27 protein-coding genes are annotated in these 25,741 nt (G+C 72.8%); 19 read left to right on the top strand and 8 right to left on the bottom strand.

Translation table 11 applies throughout. From position 1 onward, the window contains the following. Nucleotides 1-18: 18 nt before the first annotated feature. A complete protein-coding gene (locus tag ABZ738_RS25765; RefSeq protein ID WP_357217187.1) occupies nucleotides 19-342 on the top strand; it encodes a hypothetical protein in 324 nt (107 codons plus the stop codon). 153 nt (nucleotides 343-495) lie between these two features. After that, nucleotides 496-1,470: a hypothetical protein gene (locus ABZ738_RS25770; RefSeq protein WP_357217191.1), complete on the top strand. Its 975-nt coding sequence runs from the start codon at nucleotides 496-498 to the stop codon at nucleotides 1,468-1,470. A gap of 149 nt (nucleotides 1,471-1,619) precedes the next feature. Here the strand turns inward: ABZ738_RS25770 and ABZ738_RS25775 are convergent, their stop codons facing one another. Both ABZ738_RS25775 and ABZ738_RS25780 read right to left on the bottom strand, forming a co-directional pair. Further along, nucleotides 1,620-2,660, bottom strand: coding sequence for a hypothetical protein (locus ABZ738_RS25775; protein ID WP_131054291.1), 1,041 nt, complete (start codon nucleotides 2,658-2,660; stop codon nucleotides 1,620-1,622). Nucleotides 2,661-2,746: 86 nt separating this feature from the next. Then, a complete protein-coding gene (locus ABZ738_RS25780) occupies nucleotides 2,747-4,225 on the bottom strand; it encodes a glutamate-cysteine ligase family protein (protein ID WP_357217196.1) in 1,479 nt (492 codons plus the stop codon). Nucleotides 4,226-4,326: 101 nt separating this feature from the next. Between ABZ738_RS25780 and ABZ738_RS25785 the strand changes: the two genes are divergently transcribed. Further along, nucleotides 4,327-4,674: a DUF3817 domain-containing protein gene (locus ABZ738_RS25785; protein WP_131054293.1), complete on the top strand. Its 348-nt coding sequence runs from the start codon at nucleotides 4,327-4,329 to the stop codon at nucleotides 4,672-4,674. Nucleotides 4,675-4,677: 3 nt separating this feature from the next. Here the strand turns inward: ABZ738_RS25785 and ABZ738_RS25790 are convergent, their stop codons facing one another. Next, nucleotides 4,678-5,226, bottom strand: a complete 549-nt coding sequence (locus ABZ738_RS25790) for a hypothetical protein (RefSeq protein WP_131054295.1) — start codon at nucleotides 5,224-5,226, stop codon at nucleotides 4,678-4,680. A 139-nt stretch (nucleotides 5,227-5,365) separates the two neighbouring features. Between ABZ738_RS25790 and ABZ738_RS25795 the strand changes: the two genes are divergently transcribed. The 4 genes from ABZ738_RS25795 (at nucleotide 5,366) to ABZ738_RS25810 (ending at nucleotide 10,146) form a co-directional block, all read left to right on the top strand. Next, nucleotides 5,366-6,484 (top strand): Vms1/Ankzf1 family peptidyl-tRNA hydrolase, encoded by a 1,119-nt coding sequence (locus tag ABZ738_RS25795; protein ID WP_131054294.1) that lies wholly within the window; start codon nucleotides 5,366-5,368, stop codon nucleotides 6,482-6,484. Then, the gene (locus ABZ738_RS25800) at nucleotides 6,477-7,562 is read left to right on the top strand and encodes a thiamine pyrophosphate-binding protein (RefSeq protein ID WP_357217199.1); all 1,086 of its coding nucleotides are present in this window, start codon (nucleotides 6,477-6,479) and stop codon (nucleotides 7,560-7,562) included. Before ABZ738_RS25795 ends, ABZ738_RS25800 begins: the two co-directional genes overlap by 8 nt. Before the next feature lie 76 nt (nucleotides 7,563-7,638). Next, nucleotides 7,639-9,060, top strand: a complete 1,422-nt coding sequence (locus ABZ738_RS25805) for a hypothetical protein (RefSeq protein WP_357217257.1) — start codon at nucleotides 7,639-7,641, stop codon at nucleotides 9,058-9,060. A 39-nt stretch (nucleotides 9,061-9,099) separates the two neighbouring features. Further along, the gene (locus ABZ738_RS25810; RefSeq protein ID WP_236145757.1) at nucleotides 9,100-10,146 is read left to right on the top strand and encodes a SigB/SigF/SigG family RNA polymerase sigma factor; all 1,047 of its coding nucleotides are present in this window, start codon (nucleotides 9,100-9,102) and stop codon (nucleotides 10,144-10,146) included. 76 nt (nucleotides 10,147-10,222) lie between these two features. Here ABZ738_RS25810 and ctaD read toward each other — a convergent pair whose 3' ends face one another. From ctaD to ABZ738_RS25825, 3 genes are all read right to left on the bottom strand, one after another. After that, on the bottom strand, nucleotides 10,223-12,223 hold the full coding sequence (gene ctaD, locus ABZ738_RS25815) for a cytochrome c oxidase subunit I (protein ID WP_176094340.1): 2,001 nt from the start codon (nucleotides 12,221-12,223) through the stop codon (nucleotides 10,223-10,225). Nucleotides 12,224-12,310: 87 nt separating this feature from the next. Beyond that, complete coding sequence (locus ABZ738_RS25820; protein WP_131053487.1) at nucleotides 12,311-13,036, bottom strand: ATP-binding protein; 726 nt, start codon at nucleotides 13,034-13,036, stop codon at nucleotides 12,311-12,313. A 179-nt stretch (nucleotides 13,037-13,215) separates the two neighbouring features. Further along, on the bottom strand, nucleotides 13,216-14,202 hold the full coding sequence (locus tag ABZ738_RS25825) for a glucosyl-3-phosphoglycerate synthase (RefSeq protein WP_236145758.1): 987 nt from the start codon (nucleotides 14,200-14,202) through the stop codon (nucleotides 13,216-13,218). Nucleotides 14,203-14,549: 347 nt separating this feature from the next. Between ABZ738_RS25825 and secA2 the strand changes: the two genes are divergently transcribed. From secA2 to ABZ738_RS25845, 4 genes are all read left to right on the top strand, one after another. Further along, nucleotides 14,550-16,844, top strand: coding sequence for an accessory Sec system translocase SecA2 (secA2, locus tag ABZ738_RS25830; protein ID WP_131053488.1), 2,295 nt, complete (start codon nucleotides 14,550-14,552; stop codon nucleotides 16,842-16,844). Between the two features lie 183 nt (nucleotides 16,845-17,027). Next, complete coding sequence (locus ABZ738_RS25835) at nucleotides 17,028-17,768, top strand: GAF and ANTAR domain-containing protein (RefSeq protein WP_131053489.1); 741 nt, start codon at nucleotides 17,028-17,030, stop codon at nucleotides 17,766-17,768. A 71-nt stretch (nucleotides 17,769-17,839) separates the two neighbouring features. Then, nucleotides 17,840-18,340 carry a DUF2231 domain-containing protein gene (locus tag ABZ738_RS25840; protein ID WP_131053490.1) on the top strand — a complete coding sequence of 167 codons (501 nt, stop codon included), beginning with the start codon at nucleotides 17,840-17,842 and terminating at the stop codon, nucleotides 18,338-18,340. A 112-nt stretch (nucleotides 18,341-18,452) separates the two neighbouring features. Beyond that, nucleotides 18,453-19,220 carry a class I SAM-dependent methyltransferase gene (locus ABZ738_RS25845; RefSeq protein WP_357217205.1) on the top strand — a complete coding sequence of 256 codons (768 nt, stop codon included), beginning with the start codon at nucleotides 18,453-18,455 and terminating at the stop codon, nucleotides 19,218-19,220. A gap of 9 nt (nucleotides 19,221-19,229) precedes the next feature. Here the strand turns inward: ABZ738_RS25845 and ABZ738_RS25850 are convergent, their stop codons facing one another. Further along, entirely contained in the window at nucleotides 19,230-19,625 is a 396-nt protein-coding gene (locus ABZ738_RS25850; protein WP_357217208.1) for an ankyrin repeat domain-containing protein, read from the bottom strand. A 143-nt stretch (nucleotides 19,626-19,768) separates the two neighbouring features. On the opposite strand from ABZ738_RS25850, the gene ABZ738_RS25855 reads away from it, so the two are divergent. The 7 genes from ABZ738_RS25855 (at nucleotide 19,769) to ABZ738_RS25885 (ending at nucleotide 24,533) form a co-directional block, all read left to right on the top strand. Beyond that, nucleotides 19,769-20,230, top strand: a complete 462-nt coding sequence (locus ABZ738_RS25855; protein ID WP_131053493.1) for a cysteine dioxygenase family protein — start codon at nucleotides 19,769-19,771, stop codon at nucleotides 20,228-20,230. A gap of 64 nt (nucleotides 20,231-20,294) precedes the next feature. Beyond that, on the top strand, nucleotides 20,295-20,792 hold the full coding sequence (locus tag ABZ738_RS25860; RefSeq protein ID WP_131053494.1) for a rhodanese-like domain-containing protein: 498 nt from the start codon (nucleotides 20,295-20,297) through the stop codon (nucleotides 20,790-20,792). A gap of 131 nt (nucleotides 20,793-20,923) precedes the next feature. Continuing rightward, entirely contained in the window at nucleotides 20,924-21,367 is a 444-nt protein-coding gene (locus ABZ738_RS25865) for a winged helix-turn-helix domain-containing protein (protein WP_201272384.1), read from the top strand. Between the two features lie 340 nt (nucleotides 21,368-21,707). Then, entirely contained in the window at nucleotides 21,708-22,319 is a 612-nt protein-coding gene (locus ABZ738_RS25870) for a winged helix-turn-helix domain-containing protein (protein ID WP_131053496.1), read from the top strand. Between the two features lie 139 nt (nucleotides 22,320-22,458). Continuing rightward, a complete protein-coding gene (locus tag ABZ738_RS25875) occupies nucleotides 22,459-23,100 on the top strand; it encodes a uridine kinase (RefSeq protein WP_176094335.1) in 642 nt (213 codons plus the stop codon). Nucleotides 23,101-23,222: 122 nt separating this feature from the next. Beyond that, a complete protein-coding gene (locus ABZ738_RS25880) occupies nucleotides 23,223-23,621 on the top strand; it encodes a TraR/DksA C4-type zinc finger protein (RefSeq protein WP_131057494.1) in 399 nt (132 codons plus the stop codon). A gap of 483 nt (nucleotides 23,622-24,104) precedes the next feature. Continuing rightward, nucleotides 24,105-24,533 (top strand): DUF2267 domain-containing protein, encoded by a 429-nt coding sequence (locus ABZ738_RS25885; RefSeq protein WP_131057497.1) that lies wholly within the window; start codon nucleotides 24,105-24,107, stop codon nucleotides 24,531-24,533. Nucleotides 24,534-24,587: 54 nt separating this feature from the next. Here ABZ738_RS25885 and ABZ738_RS25890 read toward each other — a convergent pair whose 3' ends face one another. Continuing rightward, nucleotides 24,588-25,355 carry a PIG-L deacetylase family protein gene (locus tag ABZ738_RS25890; protein ID WP_236146041.1) on the bottom strand — a complete coding sequence of 256 codons (768 nt, stop codon included), beginning with the start codon at nucleotides 25,353-25,355 and terminating at the stop codon, nucleotides 24,588-24,590. 153 nt (nucleotides 25,356-25,508) lie between these two features. Here ABZ738_RS25890 and ABZ738_RS25895 point away from each other — a divergent pair. Continuing rightward, nucleotides 25,509-25,741, top strand: a 233-nt coding sequence (locus ABZ738_RS25895; RefSeq protein WP_350697371.1) for a hypothetical protein, incomplete at its 3' end; no start/stop codon positions are given.

Here is a 25,741-nt window from a genome sequence, read left to right on the forward strand (position 1 = left end):
GTCCCGAAGGAGGTGGCCGTGCCCGCAGTGCTCCGACCCTGGCTGGCGGTCGCCGTGGCGAGCGCCGTCGCGGTCCTCGCCTGGGCCGGCTTCTGGTATCTGGCCGTGCCGCGCGTCGACGTGTGCCCGGCGGTCCACCCCGCGCCGGCCGGTTGCCGGGTCGACGAACGGATCTCCACCGCGTGGGCCTGGACGATCATCGTGGCGCTGCTCTATGCGGCCACCGTCGTCGCCCAGGTGCGTCCGAGTGCGCAGCGCCGCCAGGCGGTCCTGCTGGGCACCGTGGCGCTCGGTGTCTCGGCCGTATACGGCCTCTGGAAGGTGTGGCAGGCGGGCGGCTGAACCCGGGCGGCGCGCGGTCATCGATCGATGGCCGATCGACCGAAGTGACCTTCCTCGCGGATCCGTTCTACTGTGCGTAGTCGGCTGGTCGCCCATCGTCCACGGGGTGTGTGGATGGCGTGGACCGGTCACCGCTCTCCCGAGGAGGACCCGTTGAGGTTGCCGACCCGTCTGTCCGCCGCCGTGACCACGACCGTGCTGGTCGCGTCCGCGCTGACCGTCCTGCCCGCCTCCGCCGCCTACGCCACCCCGCTCACCTACCGCGCCGTCGACCTGGGCACCCTGGGTGGCACCGCCAGCGCCGCCACCGCGACCAACGACCGGGGCACGGTCGTCGGCTGGAGCCTGACGGCCGGCGGCGCCCGGCACGCGTTCGTGTGGCGCGGCGGGGTGATGACCGACCTCGGCGTGTTACCGGGGCACCTGGAGTCCACCGCCGTCGACGTCAACGAACGCGGCGACGTGGTCGGCACCTCGACCGGGCCGGACTGGATCACCCGGGCGGTGCTCTGGAGCGACGGTCAGACGATCGACCTGGGCACCCTCGGCGGCGACTACAGCGAGGCGATCGCCGTCAACGACCGGGGGCAGGTGCTCGGGCTGAGCAACCCGCCCACCGACATCCCGCACCGCTTCCTGTGGCAGGACGGCGTCTTCACCGACCTGGGGCGGCAGGACTTCTACGAGACGACCGACGGGCTCAACAACCGGGGCGACGTGGTGGGCACGTTCAACGTCCCGCCGTACGACTACCCGTGCACCTGCGTGGGCGGCCGGCTGCGCGACGGCGTCCTCACCCAGATCGGTCACCACGCGATGGCGATCAACAACCTGGGCCACGTGGTCGGCTCGGGCGGTGGCCGGGCCTTCCACTGGCGCGCCGGGGTACTGACCGACCTGGGCACGCTGGGCGGCCCGAGGAGTTGGGCGACCGACGTGAACGACCTGGGCGTGGTCCTCGGAATCAGCGAGACCCCCTCGTACGGTCAGCGACCGGTGCTGTGGTGGGCCGGTCGCACCGTCGACCTGTTCACGCGGGGGCTCGGTACCGCCGACCAGGTGAACGACCTGGACATCCGGGGTCGGCTGGTGGGCAGCCGCGAAGGGCGCGCCACGCTGTTCCGGTAGCGGCCGGCTCGGCGTTTACGCGGTCGACACCAGCACCGGACGCACGGTGGCGGTGATCTCCGGCCGGGGCGAGAAGGACGCCGAGTCCGACGACGTCCTTCTCGCTCGGGCGACCGCGCTGACCCTGGCTGCCCTGCGCTGAACCGGGCTCACGGCACGGCGGCACCGCTGAAGTCGAAGTGCGCGGTCAACGGGGTGCCGCGTACCCGCAGGGGTTGGGCGCCGCCGATCTGCGCGGCGTTCGGATACCACCGGCTCGGCGTGTACGCGCAGTCGCAGCGCAGCACCACCGACTGCCCCGGCAGCAGCCGCAGCGTGTATTCGGATCCCGCGTCCGCCACGCCCACGACGTCACCGGTGCGGGAATGGAACGCGATCACCTGCGCGTAGTAGGAGATGTCCGGGGCGGTGACGGTGCCGCTGAGCACCGTGCCGGGAGTGAGCGTCTGGTCGAGGGTGGCGGTCCGGCCGGCGCGGACCCGGACCGTGCGGGCCTCGCGCCAGTCGGCGGTGCCGCCGGACCACTGGCTGGCCATGTGGTTCGCAGTGAAGTACAACGGCCAGTGGTACGGCCCGAGGCCGGTCAGCGTGTATCGACCGTTCTCGTCGTTGATGGCGCCGGGGCTGCCGTATTTGGGGTGCGCGACGAACGGCATCACCGAGACACTCGCGTAGTAGAGCAGCGGCGTGCCGTCCGGCTGGGACAGTTGGCCGGTCACGGCACCCGGTGGGTCGAAGCGGACCTTCGGCGCGGTGATCGTCCGGCCGGCCCGCACGGTGACGACCGTTGCCTTCTCCCGCTGTCCGGTGCCGCCGTGCGCGCCGACCCACTGGAGTCCGTGGCGGGGTTCGTAGGGGATGGCCAGCAGCCGGTAGCGGCCGGGTGGCACGGCGGTGACGACCACCGCGCCGCCCTCGATCCCGGTGCAGCCGGCGTGCCGCCCGATCTGTTCCTCGCCGATGGCGACGACGGTGAGCGGGTCGCGGTCGACCGGGACCAGTGTCAGGCAGCCGCGGGCGTCGGCACCGGTGGCGGCGTCCCGCATCGTGGTCCGTAGCTCGCCGGTGGTGGCGGTTCCGGTGCGCGGGCCGGCGGCGGCGGGCAGGGGCTGGAGGGCGCCGCCGACGAGGGCGAGCGCGAGGAGGGGTACGACGAGGCGGGTGACGGAGTGTCGGTGTGACGGAGGCATCGGCGGATCCTCTCGACCCGGCGGAAGGACGTCGCACCTACGGTAATGCCCGTGCCCTTCTGATCACTCTCTGTGTCAGGAGGCTGTCAGGGGATCGGCCACTCGTGGACCGGGCGGTTGCTGTGCATCAGTTCCACGTAGTGCCGCAGCACCTCGCGCAGCGCGTCCGGCCGGTCGAGCTGGTCGGTCGACTCCAGCCGGTGCAGCGTGGCGACCTGCCAGCTCGCGCCGTTACGGCCGGTGAGGCAGCGCTGCTCGATGACGCCGAGCAGGCGGTCCCGCTCGTCCGGGTCGACGCCCCAGTGGTCCAGGCCCTGCTGGGCCAGCGGGAGCAGGCGACGCAGCACCAGCTCGGTGACGGGCAGGTAGCCCAGGCCGGGCCAGAAGACGCGCGCGTCGATGCCGTGCCGGGCGCAGGTGTTGAAGTTCTCCTCGGCGGCGCTGAACGACATCTGCGACCACAGTGGCCGGTCCGCCTCGGCGAGTGCCCGGACGAGTCCGAAGTAGAAGGCGCCGTTGGCGACGGTGTCCAGCACGGTCGGCCCGGCCGGCAGCACCCGGTTCTCCACCCGCAGGTGCGGGCGACCCCGGTGCACGTCGTAGACGGGTCGGTTCCAGCGGTAGATCGTGCCGTTGTGCAACCGCAGCTCGGCCAGGTTCGGTACGCCACCGGCGGCCAGCGTCTCGGACGGGTCCTCGTCGTCGCAGACCGGGAGCAGGGCCGGGAAGTAGCGCACGTTCTCCTCGAACAGGTCGAAGACCGAGGTGATCCAGCGTTCCCCGAACCACACCCGGGGCCGTACGCCCTGCGACTTGATCTCCTCGGGGCGGGTGTCGGTGGCCTGCTGGAACAGCGGGATGCGGGTCTCCCGCCACAGTTCCCGGCCGAAGAACAGCGGCGAGTTCGCGCCGAGCGCCACCTGGATCCCGGCGATGGCCTGGGCGGCGTTCCAGTAGTCGGCGAACTGCGCCGAGGAGACCTGGAGGTGGAACTGGGTGCTGGTGCAGGCGGCCTCGGGGGTGATGGTGTCGGCGGTCACCGACAGCCGTTCCACGCCGTTGACCGAGATCTGTAGGTCCTCGCCCCGGGCGGCGAAGATCTGCTCGTTGAGCAACGCGTAGCGGGGATTGGGCGACAGCGTCGCGGCGGTCAGGTGCTCGGGGCGTACGGTCGGCAGGATGCCGATCATCACCAGCCGGGCGTCGACCGTCCGGGCCTGCTGGTCGGCGGCGTTCAGGCTGGCCCGTACGCTCTGCTCGAACTCGGCCAGGCCGGTGCCGGTCAGCCGCCGGGGCGCCACGTTGATCTCGACGTTGAACTGCCCGAGCTCCGTCTGGAAACTCGGGTCGGCCACCGCACGCAACACGTCGGTGTTGCGCATGGTGGGCATGGAGTCCTCGTCCACCAGGTTCAGCTCGATCTCCAGGCCGGTCATCGGCCGGTCGACGTCGAACCGGGACTCCCGCAGCATCTCGGCGAAGACGTCGAGACAGCGCCGCACCTTGTCCCGGTAGCGAGCCCGATCCTGGCGACTGAAGGTCTGCGCGCCGACTTCCTCGCCCATGGTCACCACCCTGTCACCCCTGGTACCCCCGACGTGGCACGTCCATGCCTCCGGGCAGAAGCCCCGACCACGTGCGTTTCACGGATCCGGCGGCACATACCATGGCTGACGTGCGCGAAAAGGTGACCCGGCTGTTCGTGGTGGCGGCGATCGCGGAGGCGATCTCCTGGGCCGGCCTGTTGGCCGGGATGGCGGCGAAGTACGGCCCGCCCGACAACGAGCTGGGGGTCAAGGTGTTCGGCCCGATCCACGGTGCGCTCTTCGTGGTGTACGGGCTGCTGGTGCTGGCTGTGGCCCGAGTCAACCGGTGGAGCCTGACGGCCACGGTGGTGGCGCTGGCCTGCGCGGTGCCGCCGTTCGCCACCATCGTCTTCGAGCGTTGGGCCCGCCGACGCGGCATGCTCGACACCACGTCCGCGCCGCAGCGGGAGCCCGCCCCGGTCGGCTGACCCTCAGGTGAGGGCGGTGCAGGCGGCCAGCCCGGCCAGGAGCAGCAGACCCAGCGTGGCCTGGAGCAGCAGCGGTGGGCCGAGGTGTGACCACATGGTGGCGGTACGCGGCCGTAGCAGTTGACCGGTGGTCAGGTTGACGATCCGTTCGATCTTCGGCGCCAGATCCGGGTCGCCCTGGTCGCGCAGGGTGAGCTGGACGTGGTCGGCCGGGTGCAGCGCGCTCTGCGGCAGGTGTCCGTGCAGCTCCACCTCGTACAGTTTGCCGTTCGAGTCGCGCAGACGGACCGGCGTGACGAGGTACTCCGGTCCCTTCTTCAGCTCCTTGAACGTGCGGCGGCCGGTGCCGGAACCGGCGCTGAGCGCGGCCCGCACCAGTTTGGCGAGCAGGCCGATCACCCCGGCGGCGGCCACCACCACCATCAGCACCGGCTGCCCCACGCGTACCTCCCGGGGGTAACCGTCCATCAGCCGCACGATCTGCGCGGTGAGGATCCGACCGGTCGGATGCAGGCTGCGCCGCGAGTACGACGTCGTGTCCATGTCCACCACCCAGAGTCCGCTTTTGCTCACAGATCGTATCGATCCTCGGGGTTGAACGACGTGAATGAAAATCGGTCACGCGGTGGCCGGCAGGTGACAAGCCGGGTGGCGCGGGTAAGCGGTGGGCCGAGCCGGAAAGGGGTCGAGCATGCAGCTGTCCTTCCTGCGCCCGCTCTATCAGCGCCCGGGTCCGTGGTGCTCGGTCTACCTGGACGCCTCGATGGACACCGAGGACGCCCACGCCGCCCTCGACCTGCGCTGGCGCGGGCTGCAACGGCAGCTCGCCGAGCAGGGGGCCGACGAACCGACCATCGCCGCCATCGACCGGGTGGTCCGCGGGCACGACCCACTGCCCGGGGACTACGGGATCGCCGTCTTCGGCGCCCAGGGGCGGGTGGTGCTCTCCGAGTACCTGGCCGCGCCACCCCGGCGGGACCTGGCCGCGTACGCGCCGTTGCCGCACGTGATGCCGCTGCTCTCCCAACGGGGTGAGCAGGTCGCGTGGGTACGGGTGTTGGCCGACCGGACCGGTGCCGACGCGATGTCGGTCAGCGCCGGTGGGGTGCCCCGACGAGCTCACGTCACCGGCCGGGAGAGCTTCCCGTTGCGCCGGGTCAAGCCCGGCGGCTGGTCGCAGTCGCGTTACCAGCGCGCCGCCATGGAGGCGTGGCACCACAACGCGGGCGACGTCACCGCGGCCACCGTGGAGCTGGCCGAACGGGTCGGTGCCGAGGTGGTCGTGGTGGCCGGCGACATCCGGGCCACCGGCATGATCGCCGCCCAGATGCCGGCCCGCTGGCAGGACATGGTGGTCCGCACCGACGCCGGGTCCCGCGCCGAGGGGGCCGACCAGAGCCTGCTCGACGACCTGACCGTGCAGACCATCGCCGATCTGGCCGACCAGCGGGTGACCGCCGCGCTGGACCGCTTCGGCACCCAGGAGGACGTCGGCGCCGGACTCGACGCCGTGGTCGCCGCGCTGCAACGCAACCAGGTCGACACGATGCTGCTGGTGGACGACCCGTCCGCCGACGGGCAGCTCTGGATCGGCCCGGCGGCCACCGACATCGCCACCGATCCGAGTCAGCTCGCCACCGTGGCCGAGCCGGCCCGGGTACGCGCCGACGCGGCGCTGGTGCGGGCGCTGGTCGGCACCGACGCCGAACTGACCGTGCTGGGCCCGGACGAGGCTCCGCAGCTGGTGGAGGGCGTGGGTGCGGTGCTGCGCTACGTCGACCCGGTCACGCCGGGACGGGGCGGTGTCTGACCCCGCCGTCGCGGACGCGGTCGTCGCACGGTTGCTGGCCTGGCGGGTCGCGCGGGTGTATGGCGCGCCGGGCCCGGCGACCGCGCCGCTGGTCGAGGCGTTGCACGCGGCCGGTGGCGACCCGGAGTTCGTTCCCGTGCGGCACGCCGACAGTGCCGCGCTGATGGCCGCCGGGCACGCCCGGTTCGCGGGTGGGGTCGGCGTCTGCCTCTCCGACGGCGGGCCGGACGCGTTGGGTCTGCTCGGCGGTCTCGACGCCGCCCGGCGGGCCGGCCTGCCGGTGCTGGCGGTGCTCGGCGAGCAGCAGCCGGACGGGCACCGTGACGACGGCCCCCGCTTCGCCGGGACGTGCCGGCACGTCCGGTACGTCGCCGACCCGACCCGGGCGCCGGAGTTGGTGGACGAGGCGTTGGGCAGCGCCCTGCGCGGCGGTGGACCGGTCTGCCTGGTGCTGCCCGCCGACCCGTCCGCCCGCCGCGCCCCGGGCGGCCCCGGCCGGGCGGTCGACCCGTGGCAGGCTTTCGACGACCTGGTCACCCGGCTGCCCCCGGGCGGCGCGGTGACCGTGGACGGCGGCGGCACCGTCGCCGGGTACGCCCGCCACCTGCGCGTACCCGCCGGTGTCGAGGTGCTGCGCACCGACGGTGCCCCCGGCACGGCCCTGCCGTACGCGCTGGCCGCCAAGCTGGCCGACCCGGCCCGTCCGGTGCTCGCCGTCGTCGCCGACGAGGGGATGCGCGCCTCCGGGCTGGCCGAACTGGTCGCCGTCGCCCGACATCGGGCGGCGTGGCCCGATCCGCGCCTGGTGCTGCTGGTGCTGAACACCCGCTCCGGGCACCCCCGGTACGCCGGGTCGCCCCACCCGCCCACCGACGACGTCCCGTACGCGGGCTGGGCCCGCCTGCTCGGTCTGCGCGGCATCCGCGTCGACCGGCCGGAACTGGTCGGCGCGGCCGGGGCCGAGGCGTTCGGCGCGGACCGGCCGTGCCTGCTGGAACTGGTGGTCGGCCCGGCCGGCATGGACCCCGCCGGGGTGTTGCGTACCGTCGGCGTGGACAGTCGAAGATCACCTGATTGATCCCGCTCGGTGGAGGGATGCCCTGTTTAAGGCGCATCCGGGCGGGAAGCCGGGCCGCGTGAGCGAACGGGGCACGGTGGGGCCGGCGCGAGGATCGCGACCGGGACTCACGGCAGCGGGTGCGGGGCTGACCGGCGACCGGGTGGTCGCGGTCGGCAGCACGTCCCGGATCCTCGTCGCCGCCGTCGCCCGTGCGTTGCGCGGCACCGACTGTGCCGACCTCGGTCACGTCGGCCCGGTGTCCCGGTTCGCCGGCACCCCGGACCCGATCCGCCGCGCCGCCGCCGCCCGTACCGCCGGACGGGTGGCCCTCACCGCCGGGCAGACCGCCGAGGTCGACGCCGCCCGGGTCGCCGGCTGGTTCGTCGACCAGTACCCGCGCGGCCGGTACCCCGGTGTGCTGCTGGGCTCGCCGCACGGCGCCGCCGCCCACCTGGCGACCGCGCTCGGGATGCCGTGGCTGCCCGCCGGTTTCGAGATGACCGCGCACTGGCCGCGCGGCGCGGTGGACCGCCCCCGCGCCGCCCTGGACCACGGCGCCGCCCTCGCCGGACGGCTGCTGGCCGGAAACCCCGACCTGCACGTACGCCAGGTGCACTGCCCGGCCAGCCGGGGCTCGCTGGCCGGCGTGACGGTCGCGTTGACCGCCCGGTGGCGCACGCTGCCCACGGCGTACCGGCGGTTCCTGAGCGACCGGTTGGTGCCGGGCGCGCCGGTGCTGGTGCTCAGCGACGCGCGGACCTGGCCGGTGCACGACGCCGCCGACGGGCACAGCTTCCAGGTGGGCTGCCCGGCCAGCGGGCTGGAGCCGGTCGACTTCCACCCGGACAGCCCCGCGCTGCGGCAGGTGTTGCGCTCCGCCGGGGGAGAGGGCGTGAACTGGGATCCGCCGGAGATCTCCGCCCCGCCGGCCGCCGCCGAGCACGGTGTGGAGCCCGGTCTGGACCGTGCCGTCGGGGACTGGACCGCCCGCGCCGGGCATCCGGTACGCCGGCTGCTGTTCCCGGCACCGGGGGTGCTCAGCGCCGCCGTCGCCGACCTGTACCGTCGCTGGCTGCGCGCCGCCGGCAAGACCGGTGACCGGTTGGTGGTGGAGTGCGGCCGACTGCTCGACCCGTGGCAGGTGGTGCGGGCGGGGATGGTGCCGTACTGGTGCGAGAACGCCACCCGGCGCAGCGTCGAACAGGTCGAGTGGTGGCTCGCCGGCAGCGAACCGTTCGCCTCGGTGGACGTGCTCCCCGAGCCGCCCGGCGTACGCTCACCGGCGCTGGCCGGACTGCCGCAGTGGCTGGCCGTCGCCGGGTTCGGCCGACGCCGCCGGGCCCTGGACCGCGCCACCGCGCGGGGCTACCCGGTCACCTCCGTGCCCACCCGCCGGGCCACCGAGGTGCTCCGCGCCCAGCCGTACGACCTGCCCGCCCCGCCGCCGCTTGCGGTGCCCGACGCGCTGGCCGCGCTGCGCGCCAGCGGCACCCCGCACGGCCTGCTCATCTGTTGAGGCGAGGCTGACGAAACATCCTCGCGAACCCGCGCCGCCGTGATTGAGTACCTACGGAGCGGGAACACCGCCGGCTGCGACAGGCTGATCACTTGCCGTGGCGCGGCGTCGCCCGCTGGCATCCCAATCACCAACCCACTTCTCGGCCCGTGCGTGTCCACGCGCGTGCCCGGTGTCCACGTATCCGGGCGGGGGTCCTTCCTGAGGGAGGCGCGGATGTTCGGACAGACCACCACGACCACACCACCACCGACGGACCGGGGGCTGGAGGATCTCGACGCGGCGGCGCTCGCGTACGCGGCGCGGATCGCCGGGCTGCCGCCCGAGCGCCGCCACGAGGCGCGGGACGACCTGGTCCGCTTCGCGTTGCCGTTCGCGGGCCGGCTGGCCCGCCGCTACCGGGGACGCGGGGAACCGCTGGAGGATCTGGAACAGGTGGCCCGTCTGGGGCTGGTCAACGCCGTCGACCGGTACGACCCGGAACGCGGCTCGTTCACCGCGTACGCCGCGATCACCATCGTGGGTGAGATCAAGCGGCATTTCCGGGATCGCACCTGGGGTGTGCACGTGCCCCGCCGGTTGCGTGACCTGATCCTGGAGGTCGGACAGGCGACGGCGGCGCTGACCAGCGAGCTGTCCCGCGCGCCCACCGTGGCCGAACTGTCCAAGCGGCTGGAGACGCCGGAGGAGGAGATCCTCGCCGCGCTGGAGTCGGCGGCCGGCTACAGCCCGGCCTCGCTCAACGCGCCGGTCGGCGGGGAGAGCTCGGCCGAGTTCGGTGACCTGGTGGGCGAGTCGGACATCGCGCTGGAGTCCGTCGACGACCGGGTGACGGTCAGCGGGCTGCTGCACCGGCTGCCCTGGCGGGAGCGGCGCATCCTGGCGATGCGCTTCTACGGCAACCAGACCCAGGCCGAGATCGCCGCCCGCTTCGGCATCTCCCAGATGCACGTCTCGCGTCTGCTGTCGCGAGCCCTGACCTGGTTGCGGCAGGCGATGCTCGCGGACGCGCCGCCGCCCTGGCAGAACGGCCCGGCCGAGTCCGAGACCGCGCCGGCGAAGACGGCGGCCCGGCCGGTTCGGTAAGGAGGGGTCCCCTGCTAACGCCTCCGGCATAGCAGGGGACCCCTCCTAACATCCGCGGCCGTACTACGCCGCCGGCTCAGTTCCCGGTGCCGTCACCGCGTCCGCGCGGGTGCCGCCACCTGTCGTTCTGCTCCCGGCGCTCGGCGCCCAGCGGGTCGTCCTCCGGCTCGTCGGTGTCGGCGAAACTGGGACGGCGGACCTCCTCCGGCGTCGGCACCTGCACCGGCCGGGCGCCGGACTGCGGCGCGGGCTGGTACGCCTCGGCCTCCGGCGCACCGTGCGCGCCCCCGGCCGCCGGCGACTCGGGCGGGTGCGTCTCGCGGTGCAGTTCGTCGCGGAAGTCCTGCGGCGGCTTGACCGTCCGCTGCGGAAGGTCGCGACCCAGGTCGGAGACGAGTTCGCCGTACTTGGCGTCGAAGGCCGGCCGCTCGGAGCGGATCCGCGGCATCCGGTCGAAGTTGCGCAGCGGCGGCGGGCAGGTGGTCGCCCACTCCAGGGAGTTGCCGAAACCCCACGGGTCGTCCACCGTCACCTGGGCGCCGAACCGCCACGACTTCCAGGCGTTCCAGATGAAGAACAACGTGGACGCGCCCAGCACGAACGAGAACACGCTGGAGATCGTGTTGAGCGTGGTGAAGCCGTCGGTCGGCAGGTAGTCCGCGTACCGCCGGGGCATGCCCTCGTTGCCCAGCCAGTGGTGCACCAGGAAGGTGCCGTGGAAGCCGACGAACATGGTCCAGAAATGGATCTTGCCGAGCCGTTCGTCGAGCAGTCGCCCGGTCATCTTGGGCCACCAGAAGTAGAAGCCGGCGAAGAGCGCGAAGACCACCGTCCCGAAGACCACGTAGTGGAAGTGCGCCACCACGAAGTAGGTGTCGTGGGTGTGGAAGTCGGCCGGCGGGCTGGCCAGCAGGACGCCGGTGAGGCCGCCGAGCAGGAACGTCACCAGGAAGCCGATGGAGAACAGCATCGGCGTCTCGAAGGTGAGCTGCCCCTTCCACATGGTGCCGATCCAGTTGAAGAACTTCACCCCGGTCGGCACCGCGATCAGATAACTGAGGATGCTGAAGAACGGCAGCAGCACCTGGCCGGTGGCGAACATGTGGTGCGCCCACACCGTCATCGACAGCACGGTGATCGCGATGGTGGCCAGCACCAGGCCGGTGTAACCGAAGATCGGCTTACGGGAGAAGACCGGGATGACCTCGGTGATGATCCCGAAGAACGGCAACGCGATGATGTAGACCTCGGGGTGCCCGAAGAACCAGAACAGGTGCTGCCACAGCATCGGCCCGCCGGTGTCCGGGTTGAACACCTGCGCGTCGAGCAGCCGGTCGGCGGTCAGCGCCAGCAGCGCGGCGGCCAACAACGGGAAGACCAGGATCACCAGTACGCTGGTGAACAGCATGTTCCAGGTGAAGATCGGCAGCCGGAACATGGTCATGCCGGGCGCGCGCAGCGTCAGGATCGTGGTGATCAGGTTGACCGCGCCGAGGATGGTGCCCAGGCCGGACACGACCAGGCCGACCACCCACATGTTCGCGCCGACGCCGGGGGAGTGCTCCACGGTGCTCAACGGCGTGTACGCGGTCCACCCGAAGTCGGCCGAGCCCTGCGGGGTGAGGAACCCACCGATCACCATCAGTCCACCGAACAGGTACAACCAGTACGCCAGCGCGTTGAGCCGGGGGAACGACACGTCGGGCGCGCCGATCTGGATCGGCACGATGTAGTTGCCGAAGCCGAACGCGGCGGGCGTGGCGAACAGCAGCAGCATCACCGCGCCGTGCGAGGTGAACAACTGGTTGTACTGCTCCGGGGAGAGGAACTGCAGACCCGGACGGGCCAGTTCGGCACGGATCAGCATCGCCTCGATACCGGCCAGCACGAAGAAGCCGAACGAGGTGAGCAGGTAGAGCAGCCCGATCTGCTTGTGGTCGGTGGTGGCCAGGAACCTGACCAGCTTCCCGCCGGGCAACGGCTTGCGCAGCGGGCCCGGATAGCCGCCGAACCGGGCCGGGGCCAGGATGGCCGGCCCTCGGTCCTGTCCGGGTTCGGTGGTTACCCGCTTGGGCATGCGCTCTCACCCCGCTGACGACGCAAAAGGACGGGCGTGGCTACCCGCCCCGTCGACCATGTAACCAGGCGAGAGGGGGAATTTCGGTCAATTGGCCGCTAGCGTGGCCCAGACGGCCTTTCCGTCACCGGCTGGCGCGCTGCCCCAGCGGTCGGCCAGCTCGCGTACCAGCAGCAGGCCCCGGCCGCCCTCGTCGCGGTGGCCGGACCGGCCCTCCTCGGCCGGCGTGCTGCTGCCGTCGACCACCGCCAGGTGCAACCACGGCCGCCGCAGCGTCACGGTCACCTGCATCGGCGTGCCGGCGTGCCGCACCACGTTGCCGACCAACTCGCTGAGCACCACCGAGGCCGGGCCGACCGCCTCCGGCAGGTTCCACCGCGCGCAGGCGTCGACGACCAGCTCCCGGGCCCGTCGGCAGGCCGCCGCCACCGGCTCCAGCCGGACCCGCAGCCGGGGCACGGCCGACGCGCCGGCCACCCGGGTCGCCTCGTCGCAGGAGCCTCGCATCGGCACCACCCGGCAGGCCGTCGACTCGGTCAGCGGGGCCGCTGCCGGCCCGGGCGCGCAGAGCACCATCGGCACCACCGGCCAGCCGGCGGCGCGGCGTGCGGCGGCGACGAAGACCGACACCGCCAACGGGTGATCCACCCGCAGCCCGGACAGGTCCACCACCAGCGCGTCGGGCTGGTCGGCCAGACACCGGTCCAGCACGCGGTACGCCGTCCGGGTGGTGGTCAGGTCGAGGGTGCCGGCGAGCCGGACGACGGTGACCGCTGCTGCGTCGTCTACCTCACAGATGATCCGGCTCGCCATCTCCGCCCTCGACTCGTCCTCGCCCGCCTGCGCTCTCGCCCGCCCTGCGGCCTCCTGGATCCCACCCGCCGCACGGCCTGCCAACTACCCGACCGGCGGCCCGGCGAAACCGTGCCGGGCTGCGGTGACCCGCCGTCACGTACGCCGCCGACGTGGGAGCGCTACCGCCCCGAGCGTCGCTACGACGTGGCCGCCACCCGCCGTCGCGGCACCCGGTGCCGCAGCTCCGCCAGCGGCGGGCGCTCCTCCACCGACACGTCGCTGACCACGATCTCCCGGTCCAGGTTCGGCAGGGCGTCGGAGCCGCCCCGGCGGAACTGGGTGAGTAGCGCGGTGGGCAGCACGTCCGGGTTGGCCCAGCCCCGGCGCTGCAGCCGCGACCAGGCGGTGAGCATGATCTGCGCGGACATCCGGCCCAGCGCGGCGGTGTCCTGGTGTCGGTGCTTGCGTTCGCCGAGGTCGACCTGGGCCAGCGCGTCCAGCCCGACGAGTTCCAGCAGGTCGATCAGCATCGCGGTCTCCACGCCGTAACCGGAGACGAACGGCACCTGGGCCAACACCTCGCGGCGGCCGGCGTACTCACCGGCCAGCGGCTGCACGAAACCGGCCAGCTCCGGCCAGAACAGGTTGAGCATCGGCCGGGCCATCAGCTCGGTCACCCGGCCGCCGCCGTCGGCCTCCACCCCGCTGGTGTTGATCAGGGGCCGGTGGTAGAAGCCTTTGACGAAGTCGACCGACGGGTCGGTGAGCAGCGGGCCGATCAGCCCGGTGACGAAGTGCGGCCGGAACTCCCGCAGGTCGGCGTCGACGAACGCCACCACGTCGCCCTCCGCCGCGGCCAGCCCGGCCCAGAGCGCGTCGCCCTTGCCGGTCAACCGGGGCAGCCCCTGGGTCATCGCGTCCTGGCCGACCACCTCGGCACCGGCCGCCCGCGCCACCTCGGCGGTCCGGTCGGTGGACCGCGAGTCGACCACGATCAACTCGTCGACCAGCGGCACCCGGTCCATCAGGTGCTCGCGGATGGTCGACACGATCGCCCCGACGGTGGCCTCTTCGTTGCGCGCCGGCAACACCACGCTGACCCGGCTGTCACCCTTGGCCCGCAGCAGCCGCCGCGTCGGCCAGTCGGCCGCCGAGGTCGTCCGATACGTGGCCCAGGCCTCCACCACGGGCGAGACCAGAGATTCAGTGTTCCGCACAGGCACCCCCTGATCGTCGCGGGAAGACCGGGAGTCGGATTTCCCAGCACCCCGCACGCTAATCGGATCCATCCCCCAGCTTGATCACCACCGTGCGCCCGGCACGTTCCCGTCGGATGAACGTTTGATTGCGTCCGGTCCGGGCAGGTATCCGACGAGGGGCGCCGCCGGGACCTCGCAGAGCGCAAGGCGTCGCTGACCTGCGGACTAGCCGCCGCCGACCGGTCGGAGGAGCGGACGGCCGGGTCGGCTCGCGCGACGGCGCGCCGGTCGGGCCGTCACAACCGGCCTCCGGTCGCGTACCGTTGCGGCTCATGGGTGTGTCGCAACGGTTGAAGACCAGGTTCCGCCGGTTCCTCCAGCGCCCGGGGACCACGGTCGATCTGGCCCCGCTGGAGAAGCTGCTGCCGGCCATCGAGGCCCGCGAGGAGAAGGTCTCGGCGTTCGACGACGCCGAACTCACCGAGGCCGCCGACGCCGCGTCGAGCTACGAGGAGATCTGCGCGCTCGGCCGGGAGGCCGCCCGCCGCGGGCTCGACCAACGGCCGTACGACGTGCAGCTGCTCGGCGCGATGTCGCTGCTCTCCGGCAAGGTCGCCGAGATGGCCACCGGTGAGGGCAAGACGCTGACCGCCGCGATCGCCGCGTACGGGCACGTCCGGCTCGGCAACGGTCCGGTGCACGTGCTCACCGTCAACGACTACCTGGCCCGCCGGGACGCCCAGTGGATGGAGCCGGTCTACACGCTCCTCGGGCTCACCGTCGGCTGGGTCAACGAGGCGTCCACCCCGATCGAGCGGCGGGCCGCGTACGCCTGCGACGTGACCTACGTCTCGGTCAGCGAGGCGGGCTTCGACTTCCTGCGCGACCAACTCGTCACCGACATCGCCGACCGGGTCCAGCCGCCGCTGCGCACCGCCATCGTCGACGAGGCGGACTCGATCCTGATCGACGAGGCCCGGGTGCCGATGGTGCTCGCCGGCTCGGTGCCGGGCGAGCAGGACCCCGTACACACCGCCGCCGGGCTGGTGCGCGGCCTGCGCAAGGGCAAGCACTACACCGTCGCCGAGGACGGCCGCAGCGCCGCTTTCACCTCCGCCGGCCTGGCCGCCGTCGAGGCCAAGCTCGGCATCGACCTGTACGACGAGGAGAACGTCGAGCAGCTCTCCGCGGTGAACGTGGCGCTGCACGCGCACGCCCTGCTGCACCGGGACGTGGACTACATCGTCCGGGACGGCACGGTCGAGCTGATCGACGAGATGCGTGGCCGGGTCGCCCAGCGGCGACGCTGGCCCGACGGGCTCCAGGCCGCGGTCGAGGCCAAGGAGGGGCTGGACGCCACCGCCGAGGGCGAGGTGCTGGGCACCATCGCCGTGCAGGCGTACATCGGTCTCTACCCGAAGGTGTGCGGCATGACCGCGACCGCCGTGCTGGTCGGCGACCAGCTCCGGGAGTTCTTCGGTCTGGAGGTCGCGGTGATCCCGCCGAACACCCCGTGCGTGCGGGTGGACGAGCCGGACCGCATCTACGCCACCCGGGCCGAGAAGGAGGAGGCGCTGATCGACGAGATCCAGCGCTGCCACGCCGACGGGCGTCCGGTGCTGGTCGGCACGCTCGACGTCAAGGAGTCCGAGCAACTCGCCGCCGGTCTGCACGCGGCCGGCGTGCCCTGCGTGGTGCTCAACGCCAAGAACGACGACGAGGAGGCGGCGATCATCGCCGAGGCCGGTGCCCACGGCACGGTGACCGTCTCCACCCAGATGGCCGGCCGGGGGGTGGACATCCGCCTCGGCGGCAGCGACCAGGCCGACCGGGACCAGGTCGCCGAGCTGGGCGGCCTCTACGTGATCGGCAGCGGCCGGCACGACAGCCGCCGGGTCGACGACCAGCTCCGGGGCCGGGCCGGGCGGCAGGGTGACCCGGGCGGGTCGGTCTTCTTCGTCAGCCTGGAGGACGACCTGGTGGTCCGGCACGCCGGCGACGCCGTGCCGCCCTCACCCCGCATGAACGCCGACGGCCTGGTCACCGACGCGCAGGTGGACTACGCCGTGGAGCACGCGCAGCGGGTCGCGGAAGGGGTCAACCACGAGATCCACCGCAACACCTGGCGCTACAGCGTGGTCATCGAGCAGCAGCGCAAGGCACTCGCCGAGCGCCGGGAGCGGTTGCTGACCAGCGACGTCGCGGCGCTGATGCTGCTGGACAAGATGCCCGACAAGGCCGGCGAGATGGACGAGGACCTGCTCGCCCGGGCCGCCCGGTCGATCGCGCTCTACCACCTCGACCGGCTCTGGGCCGCGCACCTGGCCGAGCTCTCCGAGGTACGCGAGGGTGTGCACCTGCGTGCCCTGGGCCGCCTCGACCCGCTGGACGAGTTCCACCGCGCCGCCGTGCCCGCCTTCACCAACCTGGTGCCCGAGATCGAGGCCCGTACGCTGGCCACCTTCGAGGAGACCGAGTTCGACGAGGACTGGGAGCCGGACGAGTCCGAGCTGAGCCGGCCCAGCGCCACCTGGACCTACCTCGTGCACGACAACCCGTTCGGCTCCGAGTTGGACCGACTGATCGCCTCGGTCGGCCGTCGCCTGTCCGGAGCCGGATCCCGCTGACCCGACCACACCCCTCCCGGCGGTCGTCGTACCCTGGGAGGGGCTTCGGTTTGCGCCGTTTCGACCCATGTTCTGGTGGGTAGTAGGGCAGGTCCGTGCTACCGGAGCCGCCGTCAGGTCGAGGCGCAGACCGAGGAGGATTCAGGTGACGACGCTGGCCGCGGGGACCGGGGCGGGCTGCCGGTGAACCTGGAGACCAGCCCTCCGCCGGCCGATACCTTCGGCGTCCTGGAGACAGCGGCCCTGCTGCGGGAACTCACCGCCGGACTCATCGCGGTGGACGACTTCGACGCGGCGCTCACCGCGATGGTGCGCATCACCCGTGACGCCCTGCCCGGGGTGAGCTGGTGCGGTTTCACCGCGCTGCGGGCTGGCGAGCCCGCCGGGGTGGCCGCCTCCGACGCCCCGCTCGCCGGGTTGGATGACGTGAGCTTCGGCCCGGACACCCCGGCGATGGAGGCGATCCGCCGCCGGGAGATGGTCGGTGCCGAGAACCTCGACGCCGAGCCCCGCTGGCCGGACTGGACGCCCCGCGCCCGGGAGTTCGGTGTGCACGGCGTGATCTCCGCACCGGTCGACATCGACGAGCAGGTGATCGGTGCGGTCAACCTCTATGCGGGTGAGTCCGATGTGCTCTCCACCGGTCACCAGTTGACCGCGATGCTGCTCGCCGAGCACGCCGGTCTGCTGCTGGCCGCCGTACGCGAGCGGGAGCGGCGGGCCGCGGTGGTCGGTGCCGAGGACGCCGCGCTGCTGGCCGACGGGGTGATCGGCCACGCCGTCGGGGTGGTCATGGCGCAGCGCGGCTGCCCGTCCGAGGACGCCCTCGAGGTGCTGCGCAGCGCGGCCTCGTCACTGTCGATCCCGTTGCGGGAGGTGGCTGAGCGGCTGGTCAGCACGGTCTCCCGACCTCGGGAAACCTGAGCGTCGTTTCACCCGGCCGGCGTCCGGGTAGCACCCTGGACTGACGGCTGATCCGACCCAGGGGGGAATCGATGCAGAGCCGGCTGCGGGTACAGGGGCATCCCATCCAACCGATGCTGGTGACGTTCCCGTACGGGCTCTTCGTCTGCGCGACCATCTTCGACCTCGCCGACGTGGTCGGCGGTCCGGTCTTCCTCGGTGAGGTCGGCTACTGGACGGCGGTGGCCGCGCTGGTGGCGGCGGCGTTGACCGCGATCGCCGGCATGGTCGACCTGTGGGACGTGCCGCCGGACCGGGTCCGTCGCACCGCGATCACCTTCAACCTGGTCAACGCCGGCATGGCCGGACTGTTCCTGATCTCCTGCCTGGTCCGGGCCGACGCGGCGAACCGGGGCGCGGCCCCCGCGCTGCTGGTGGTCCAGGTGGTCGCGTTGGCGATCGGCGGCGTCGGCGTGCACCTCGGCTCGCGGCTGATGCGGCACTTCGAGTCCGCCGGCGCCGCGGCGCCCGGCTTCGACGGCCTGCGCGGCGTGGACGGCCCCACCGTGGAGGTCGTCCGGCCCCGCCCGTAGGGACGGATGTGTAAGGAGGGGTCCCCTGCTAACGCCTGGTGCATAGCAGGGGACCCCTCCTTGCACCTAATCCGGTTGCCGGGCCGGCGGCGTCCCGAGGACGCTGGCCCCCATGGTGTCCACGGCAGCGAGCTTCGAGGAACTACTCGCCGAGGGCGAGTCCGCCCCGGTCGAGGGGTGGGGGTTCGACTGGCTGGCCGGGCGGGCCACCGAAGAGCGTCCACCCTGGGGGTACGCCCGCCTGGTGGCGGAGCGGATGGCGACGGTCGACGCGGCACTGGACGTCGACACCGGCGGGGGAGAGGTGCTCGCCGAGGTGCCGCGTCCGCCCCGACGGCTGGTGGCGACCGAGGCGTGGCCGCCGAACGTGCCGGTGGCCCGGGAGAATCTGCGTCCCCTCGGCGCGACCGTGGTGGCGGTGTCCCCGGAGGCGCCGCTGCCCTTCGCCGACGGCAGCTTCGACCTGGTGGTCAGCCGGCATCCGGTGCGGACGGACTGGCCGGAGGTGGCGCGGGTGCTGCGGCCGGGCGGCACGTTCCTGTCGCAGCAGATCGGGCCGGGGACGGTACGCGAACTCAGCGAGGCCGTGCTCGGGCCGTTGCCGCCACCGGCGTACCGGCATCCGGAGCAGGAGGTCGCGCAGGCCCGCGCGGCCGGTCTGACCGTGGTGGACCTGCGCGAGGCGACACTGCGGACGGTCTTCCACGACATCGGCGCGGTGGTCTGGTTCCTGCGCAAGGTGGTCTGGACGGTGCCCGGCTTCACCGTGGCGGCGCACCGGCCGGCGCTGGCCCGCCTGCACGCCCGCATCGAGGCTGAGGGCCCCTTCGTCGCGTACGCCCGGCGCTTCCTCGTCGAGGCGACCCGCCCGGCGGCCTGACCTGTCGGCTCAGGCAATCGGGCGCAGCAGCGTGAGCATCTCCGGCAGGTCGAAGAACTGCGCCGTCTCCACGGCGGACGGACTGCCGCCGTCCGGGTCCGCGCCGGCGCCGAGCAGCGCGCGGACCGCCGTGGCGTTCTTGCGGAACACCGCCGCGGCGAGGGCGGTCTGACCCCGGTCGTTGGTACGCGCGTGGTCGGCGCCGCGCTCCAGCAGGGCGGCGACGGTCTCCGGGTGGGCGTGGTACGCCGCCAGGATCAGCAGGGTGTCGCCCCGCTCGTTGGTCAGGTTGACCGGCAGCCCCGCGTCGACGTAACCGGCGAGTTCGGTGGTCGCGCCGTCGCGCGCCAGGTCGAACATCCGGTGCGCGAACTCCAGGGTCTCGGCGTCGAGTTCCTCGCTCACCGGTACAGGTTAGTGGTGGCGTCCCGGCGCCGTGCGGCGCGGTCCGCGCCTGCTTCCCAGAATGTAGGATTACCTACTAAACCTATAGGGTATGCATTCTAGACTGGTCCGGTATCCGCACCGCTGACCGTTCGTGAGGTCCCATGTCTGCTCTGCCCGTCACCGAGCCGGACCTGCTCGCCGTCGCCCGGCGCTGGGCCGCCGACACCGCGAGCTGGCCCGTGCCGCTGCGCTTCGACCCGACCACCCGGTGGTACGCCCGACTCGATGCCGACGAGCACCACGAGGTGTGGGCGCTGAGCTGGCTGCCCGGGCAGGGCACCGACCTGCATGACCACGGCGGCTCCTCCGGCGCCTTCCTGGTCGCGGCGGGTGTCCTCACCGAGGAGACGGTCAGCGGCGGGCGGCTGCGCCCGCACCTGCTCGCCGCCGGTTCCGGCCGACGCTTCGGGCCCCGGCACGTGCACGTGGTGACCAACCGGCACGCCGACCCCGCGGTCAGCGTCCACGTCTACCGCCCGGCCCTGAGCCGGATGACCCGCTATCGCCTCGCACACGGCCGGCTGCTCGTCGCCGAGGTGGCCGAGGCCGGCGTGGCATGGTGATCACCCACGCCGCGTCGCCACCCGATCGTGCGCCCGGCCGCGTACCCCTTGGAAGGAACCGATGATGTCGCAGAACCGTTCCGTCGCCGCCCGCTGTCCGGCGTCGGTGCCGCCTCCGGGCTCCCGGGGCATCGACGAGATCCTGGCCGCCGCCCGCACCCGACTCGACCGGCTCGACCCGGAACAGGCCCACGTGGCGCACCGGACCGGCGCCCTGCTGGTCGACATCCGTCCGGCCGCCCAGCGCGCCGCGCACGGCACCGTGCCGGGTTCGCTGATCGTCGAACGCAACGTGCTGGAGTGGCGTTTCGACCCCCGCTGCGCGGCCCGGCTGCCGCAGGCCGTCGGGTACGACGTGCCGGTGGTCGTCATCTGCCAGGAGGGCTACACCTCGTCGCTGGCCGCCGCCGCGCTGCAGGACATCGGCCTGCACCGGGCGACCGACGTGACGGGCGGGTTCGCCGCCTGGCGGATCGCCGGACTGCCCGTGCTCGGACCCACTCCACCCACCAGACCTTCCACCCTCGCGTCCCCGGCGACCGCCGGCCGGGCGTCCCGCTGAACATCCACGCCCACCCGGCGTGGCGGTAGTCCCAGGAGGCCACCATGTCCGTCGTCGCGATCAGCCCGCGCCAGCATCCGCCCGGCCGCACGAACCGCGCCCGACTGGTGCGGCAGCGCACCGGGCCGACCCTGACCATCACCGTCGACCTCGCCTCGGCGGCCGCGAGCCCCCGCCTGAACCGCCTGCTGGAACTGCTTGGCGAACTCGCCGAGTCGGGCGAGGGGCGGGTGTCGGGCGGCGACGGCGTCGAGCGGCCCACCGTGGCGGAGGACCCCCGGACCGTGCAGATCCTCACCGGGCCGCGCCGGGTGCGTCAGGGCGACCGGGACGTCCCGCTGACCCGCATCGAGTACGACCTGTTGCTCTTCCTCGCCGAACGCCCGCGCCGGGTGTTCACCCGGCTCCAGTTGCTCAACTCGGTGTGGGGCTACGACCACGCGGTGGCCCGTACCGTCGACGTGCACGTCCGCCGGTTGCGCGCCAAGCTCGGCGTCGACACGCCGCTGCTGACCACCGTCCACGGTGTGGGGTACCGCCTCGCCGACGACGCCCGGGTGGCCGTCCAGCGGTGAACCCGACGGACCGGTACGGCGTGTCCTGCGACGGGACGCGCCGCACCGGTCTGTCCCGTGCGCGTGACGGTGGTCGGTGCGCGTCGCCGGGCGCGCCGGACCGCGTCACACCATCGGGGGAACGCGAAACCCGACAGCCACCCCCGTATCAGGTCAACTTTACGACTCTGCTGTAATCAACTGGCCTCGTACGCAGAGCGAGCGGTCGGCTCCGATGTGTCGGTCAATTGTCACATTCATGCAACGCGGCCGCCTCTTGACCCTCGCACGGGCGCCGGGAAGCATCGATAAGGCGGCGTCCCGGGGCCGTGGGGAAAGCCCGGACCAGCCAAGGAGGACCATGTCGGTCAGCCCCGCATCGTCGCGCGCCGGATGGCATACGTCCCAGCCCGCGGTGCCCGGTCGCCCGCCCGGCGGTCAGCGACGTCCGGCCAACTCCACCACACCCGTGCTCACCGTCACCCTCTCCATTCCGCTGGTCTGCGAGGAGTCGTTGACGCCGGCCGCCCGGCGGCTGCTGGACGCGGCCCGGGAACTGCTGGAACGCGGCGAGGGGACGATCGTGGCCAGCCCGCCGGTGGTGCCGGAGCGGCGTACCGAGAGCGTTCCCGCCGGACGCGCGCCATCGCGGCAGATCGCCCCGACCATCCCGACCCTGCACATCCTCGCCTCGTCCCGTTCGGTGCTGCGCGACGGCGAGCCGCTGCCGTTGACCCGGCTGGAATTCGACCTGCTGCTGCACCTGGTCGCACACCCCCGCCGGGTGTTCACCCGGCTCCAACTGCTCAACGCCGTCTGGGGCTACGAGCACGCCGGGGTCCGCACCGTGGACGTGCACGTACGCCGGCTGCGCGGCAAGGTCGGCGTCGACGTACCCCTGGTCACCACCGTCTACGGTGTCGGCTACCGGCTCGCCGACGACGCCCGCGTCACCCTCGACCGCACCGCCTGACCCGCCCGGACCTCGACGGCACCGCCGTATCCACCCCGGCCTCGACGGCACCGCCGTATCCACCCGGACCCTCGACCGCACGGGAGCCCGCCGGGCGGGTGGCCCGTCACGCCCGACGGTGACCGGGCACGATTGTCGGATGCGTGTGCGTCCGGTCTCACCCGAGTTGCTCGTCGCCGAACTGGCCGAGCGGTTCGCCTCCGCCGAACCGACAGGACGGCTGCGGGTGGCCGTGGACGGCGCTCCCGCCGCCCGCCCCGACGACCTGGCCACCGCCCTGGTCGACCCGCTGCGCGCCCTCGGCCGCCCGGTGCTGCACGTCCGGGCCGAGGACTTCCTCCGCCCCGCCTCGGTACGCCTGGAGCGCGGACGGACCAACCCGGACTCCTACTACGAGGGCTGGGTCGACGAGGCCGGCCTGCGCCGCGAGGTGCTCGACCCGGCCGGGCCGGACGGTACCGGCCGCCTGCTGCCCTCGCTCTGGGACGCCGGGGCCGACCGGGCCAGCCGCGCCGACTACGTCGCCCTGCCGCCCGGCGGGGTGGTGCTGGTCAGCGGCACGTTCCTGCTCGGCGGCGGGCTGCCCTTCGACGTCGTCGTCCACCTCGAACTGTCGCCCGGCGCGCTGAGTCGCCGCACCGCCCCCGACCTGGCCTGGACGCTGCCCGCCTTCGCCCGGTACGCCGACGAGGTCGCCCCCGCCACCTTCGCCGACCTGGTGGTCCGGGCCGACGACGCGCGCCGTCCCGCGATCGTGGAATCCGACGACGACTCGGTTTGACCTGCTGACGGGCTGGGTAATCGCGGGGCTCACGGCGCCCGGGAGTCCTCGACTGGGCGGTATGACCGGGTGGAGACACTTCCGCCCGCGATGATGACGAGGCCCAGGAAAGGCAGGCAGCGATGCTCGTCCACGACACGGTCGGCACGGGCCGATCCCAGGCGGAGATCGACCAGATCCGACTCTCCCTGCAGGCCCGCCACGACGAGCTGTCCGCGGAGTACGAGCAGGCGGTGCAGCAGAGCCACGTGCTGCGGCTGGTCGAGGTGGGCGACACCGCCGGCGACGACCAGGCCGACAGCGGCACCAAGACCGCCGAGCGGGACACCGCGCAGTCACTGCTGCGGACCATCCTCGACCGGCGCGCCCAGTTCGAGCACGCGTTGACGCGTCTCGCCGAGGGCACGTACGGCTTCTGCGAGGGCTGCACCTCGCCGATCCCGGTGGAACGCCTGGAGATCTTCCCGTCGGCGACCACCTGCGTGACCTGCAAGCAGACCCGCGAGCGCCGGGCCGCCTGAGCCCGCCCACTGCACACCCCACCCCACCCACTCACCCCACCCGCACCGGCCCGCGCCTCGCCAGCCCGCGCCGATCATGGAGTTGTGGCTGCCGTTTCGTGGTGACCAACCCCGATTCGTGACTGCCGCGACTCCATGATCGCGTGGAGCGGCTCGCGCTCGTCGCCGGAACTCGGGGTCGAGATCCGGCGCGGCGGCGGGAGGGTGGGTCATCCGGTGGGGGTGAGGATGGGTCACCCGGCAGGTCGGCAGGCTGGGGTGGAGACGGAGAACGGCGACACCGCGGGGGGTGGTGGGCGATGACGGCTCAGGTGGTGCGGCAGCGACGACAGGGCGCGGTGCTGCGGGTCGTCGGCGCGTCCGGCCAGGTCCGGAGGGTGCCACGAACCGGGAGCAGCCCGGTACGGTCCCGGAGCGGCCCGACGGGGCCGCCGCGACGGCACGACGACCGACGGTGGGAGACCGACCTACGGGGGTGGACGGATGTCTGAGCGGTTCGAGTCGGCGGTCGAGTCCTCGATGGACAAGACCATCCTGATCCTCAAGGACATCGAGCAGGCATACGGGTGGCCGAAGGAGCAGCGCAACCAGTCGTACGCGGCGCTGCGCACGGTGCTGCACCTGCTGCGCGACCGGATGCCGGTGCAGGAGAGCGTGGAGTTCTCCGCCCAACTGCCGATGGTGGTGCGCGGCATCTACTTCGAGGGCTGGCAGCCGTCCGACGTGCCGATCAAGCTGAACCGGGACGACTTCCTGTACGAGGTCCGCCAGGGCTTCCCGTACGACGTGCAGGGCGGCCCGGAACGGGTGGTCCAGGTCGTGCTGGACACCCTGCGCCGGCACATCACCCAGGGCGAGTGGGACGAGGTGAAGGACACCATGCCCGACGACCTGGCCCGAATCATGCCCTGACCCGGGCACTGGCGACACCGGCCCGCCCCACCACGCGTGGAGCGGGCCGGTCGGCTACCACAGGTCGAAGTGGAACACCTCGAACGAGGTGCCGTAGCGCACGCCCAACCGGCTCCCCACCGGCCGCGCGCCGCCCTCCAGGAACTCCTCGGCATCGAAGCTGCCGTCACCCAACCCGGTCAGGTACGCCTCGTGTGCCTCCAGCGACGCCACCCCCTGCGCGAACGTCTCGGTGGTGTCCACGCCGTGCTCGGCGCGCGGCGACGAGGCCGCCCACACCTGGCGTACCCCGCTCCACGGCTCGACCTCGTCGGTCAGCTGCTCCGGGAAGATCCACCGGTTGCCGGCGTCCCGGACCGCGTCCAGCGTGGCCCGGCCCACCGCGATGTGGTCGGCCTGGTTCAGGGTGACCGCGCCGTCCCAGGTCTCCCGGAAGTTGTTCGTGATGACGATCTCCGGGCGGTGCCGGCGCACCACGGCCGCCAGCTCCCGGCGCAGCGGTACGCCGTACTCCAGGATTCCGTCGGGCAGGCCGAGGAACTCGACGACGTCCACGCCGACCAGCTCCGCCGAGGCGCGCTGCTCCTGCTCGCGTACCGTGCGGGCCTGCTCCGGCGCCATCCCGTCGATGCCCGCCTCGCCGCTGGTCACCAGGCAGTACACCACCTGCTTGCCCTGGGCGGTCCAGCGGGCGATCGCGGCGGCTGCACCGAACTCCAGGTCGTCGGGGTGCGCCACGATCGCCAGCGCCCGCTGCCAGTCCTCGGTCACCGGGGTGAGCGGCGTGTCCATCGGCACCTCCATCCGGTCGGGTCCGTCCATCCTGCCACCGCCACCGCCGTGAACGGCGCGTGTGGGCCGGTTCCGGCGTCTACGGTGGGGTGCAGTGTGGTTAGAGAAGATCGGGCGCGGGGTAACTCCCGCCGCACGACGCACCCGACCAACGGCGGGGGCGGGTTGATCCGAGGGAGCACGATGCCACTCAACGACGATGACATGCAGACCACCAGCGGTGGCGGGCTCGAGGGTCCGGCCGACGGCGGCGCGACCCCGGGCCAGCACGACGGTGGCGCGGACGGCAGTGCCGAGGGTCCGGCTGACGGCGGTGCCACGCCGGGCCAGCACGACGGTGGCGCGGACGGCAGTGCCGAGGGTCCGGCTGACGGCGGTGCCACGCCGGGCCAGCACGACGGTGGCGCGGACGGCAG

Origin of the sequence: Micromonospora sp. NPDC047793 (assembly GCF_040642635.1) — a bacterium.
Lineage (GTDB): Bacteria > Actinomycetota > Actinomycetes > Mycobacteriales > Micromonosporaceae > Micromonospora.

What these genes read in the sequence shown, in the direction of transcription:
- ABZ738_RS25775 (WP_131054291.1), bottom strand. Translation starts at nt 2,660, where the DNA reads ATGCCTCCGTCACACCGACACTCCGTCACCCGCCTCGTCGTACCCCTC.
- ABZ738_RS25780 (WP_357217196.1), bottom strand. Translation starts at nt 4,225, where the DNA reads ATGGGCGAGGAAGTCGGCGCGCAGACCTTCAGTCGCCAGGATCGGGCT.
- ABZ738_RS25785 (WP_131054293.1), top strand. Translation starts at nt 4,327, where the DNA reads ATGGCTGACGTGCGCGAAAAGGTGACCCGGCTGTTCGTGGTGGCGGCG.
- ABZ738_RS25795 (WP_131054294.1), top strand. Translation starts at nt 5,366, where the DNA reads ATGCAGCTGTCCTTCCTGCGCCCGCTCTATCAGCGCCCGGGTCCGTGG.
- ctaD (WP_176094340.1), bottom strand. Translation starts at nt 12,223, where the DNA reads ATGCCCAAGCGGGTAACCACCGAACCCGGACAGGACCGAGGGCCGGCC.
- ABZ738_RS25820 (WP_131053487.1), bottom strand. Translation starts at nt 13,036, where the DNA reads ATGGCGAGCCGGATCATCTGTGAGGTAGACGACGCAGCAGCGGTCACC.
- secA2 (WP_131053488.1), top strand. Translation starts at nt 14,550, where the DNA reads ATGGGTGTGTCGCAACGGTTGAAGACCAGGTTCCGCCGGTTCCTCCAG.
- ABZ738_RS25840 (WP_131053490.1), top strand. Translation starts at nt 17,840, where the DNA reads ATGCAGAGCCGGCTGCGGGTACAGGGGCATCCCATCCAACCGATGCTG.
- ABZ738_RS25845 (WP_357217205.1), top strand. Translation starts at nt 18,453, where the DNA reads ATGGTGTCCACGGCAGCGAGCTTCGAGGAACTACTCGCCGAGGGCGAG.
- ABZ738_RS25855 (WP_131053493.1), top strand. Translation starts at nt 19,769, where the DNA reads ATGTCTGCTCTGCCCGTCACCGAGCCGGACCTGCTCGCCGTCGCCCGG.
- ABZ738_RS25860 (WP_131053494.1), top strand. Translation starts at nt 20,295, where the DNA reads ATGTCGCAGAACCGTTCCGTCGCCGCCCGCTGTCCGGCGTCGGTGCCG.
- ABZ738_RS25870 (WP_131053496.1), top strand. Translation starts at nt 21,708, where the DNA reads ATGTCGGTCAGCCCCGCATCGTCGCGCGCCGGATGGCATACGTCCCAG.
- ABZ738_RS25875 (WP_176094335.1), top strand. Translation starts at nt 22,459, where the DNA reads ATGCGTGTGCGTCCGGTCTCACCCGAGTTGCTCGTCGCCGAACTGGCC.
- ABZ738_RS25880 (WP_131057494.1), top strand. Translation starts at nt 23,223, where the DNA reads ATGCTCGTCCACGACACGGTCGGCACGGGCCGATCCCAGGCGGAGATC.
- ABZ738_RS25885 (WP_131057497.1), top strand. Translation starts at nt 24,105, where the DNA reads ATGTCTGAGCGGTTCGAGTCGGCGGTCGAGTCCTCGATGGACAAGACC.
- ABZ738_RS25890 (WP_236146041.1), bottom strand. Translation starts at nt 25,355, where the DNA reads ATGGACGGACCCGACCGGATGGAGGTGCCGATGGACACGCCGCTCACC.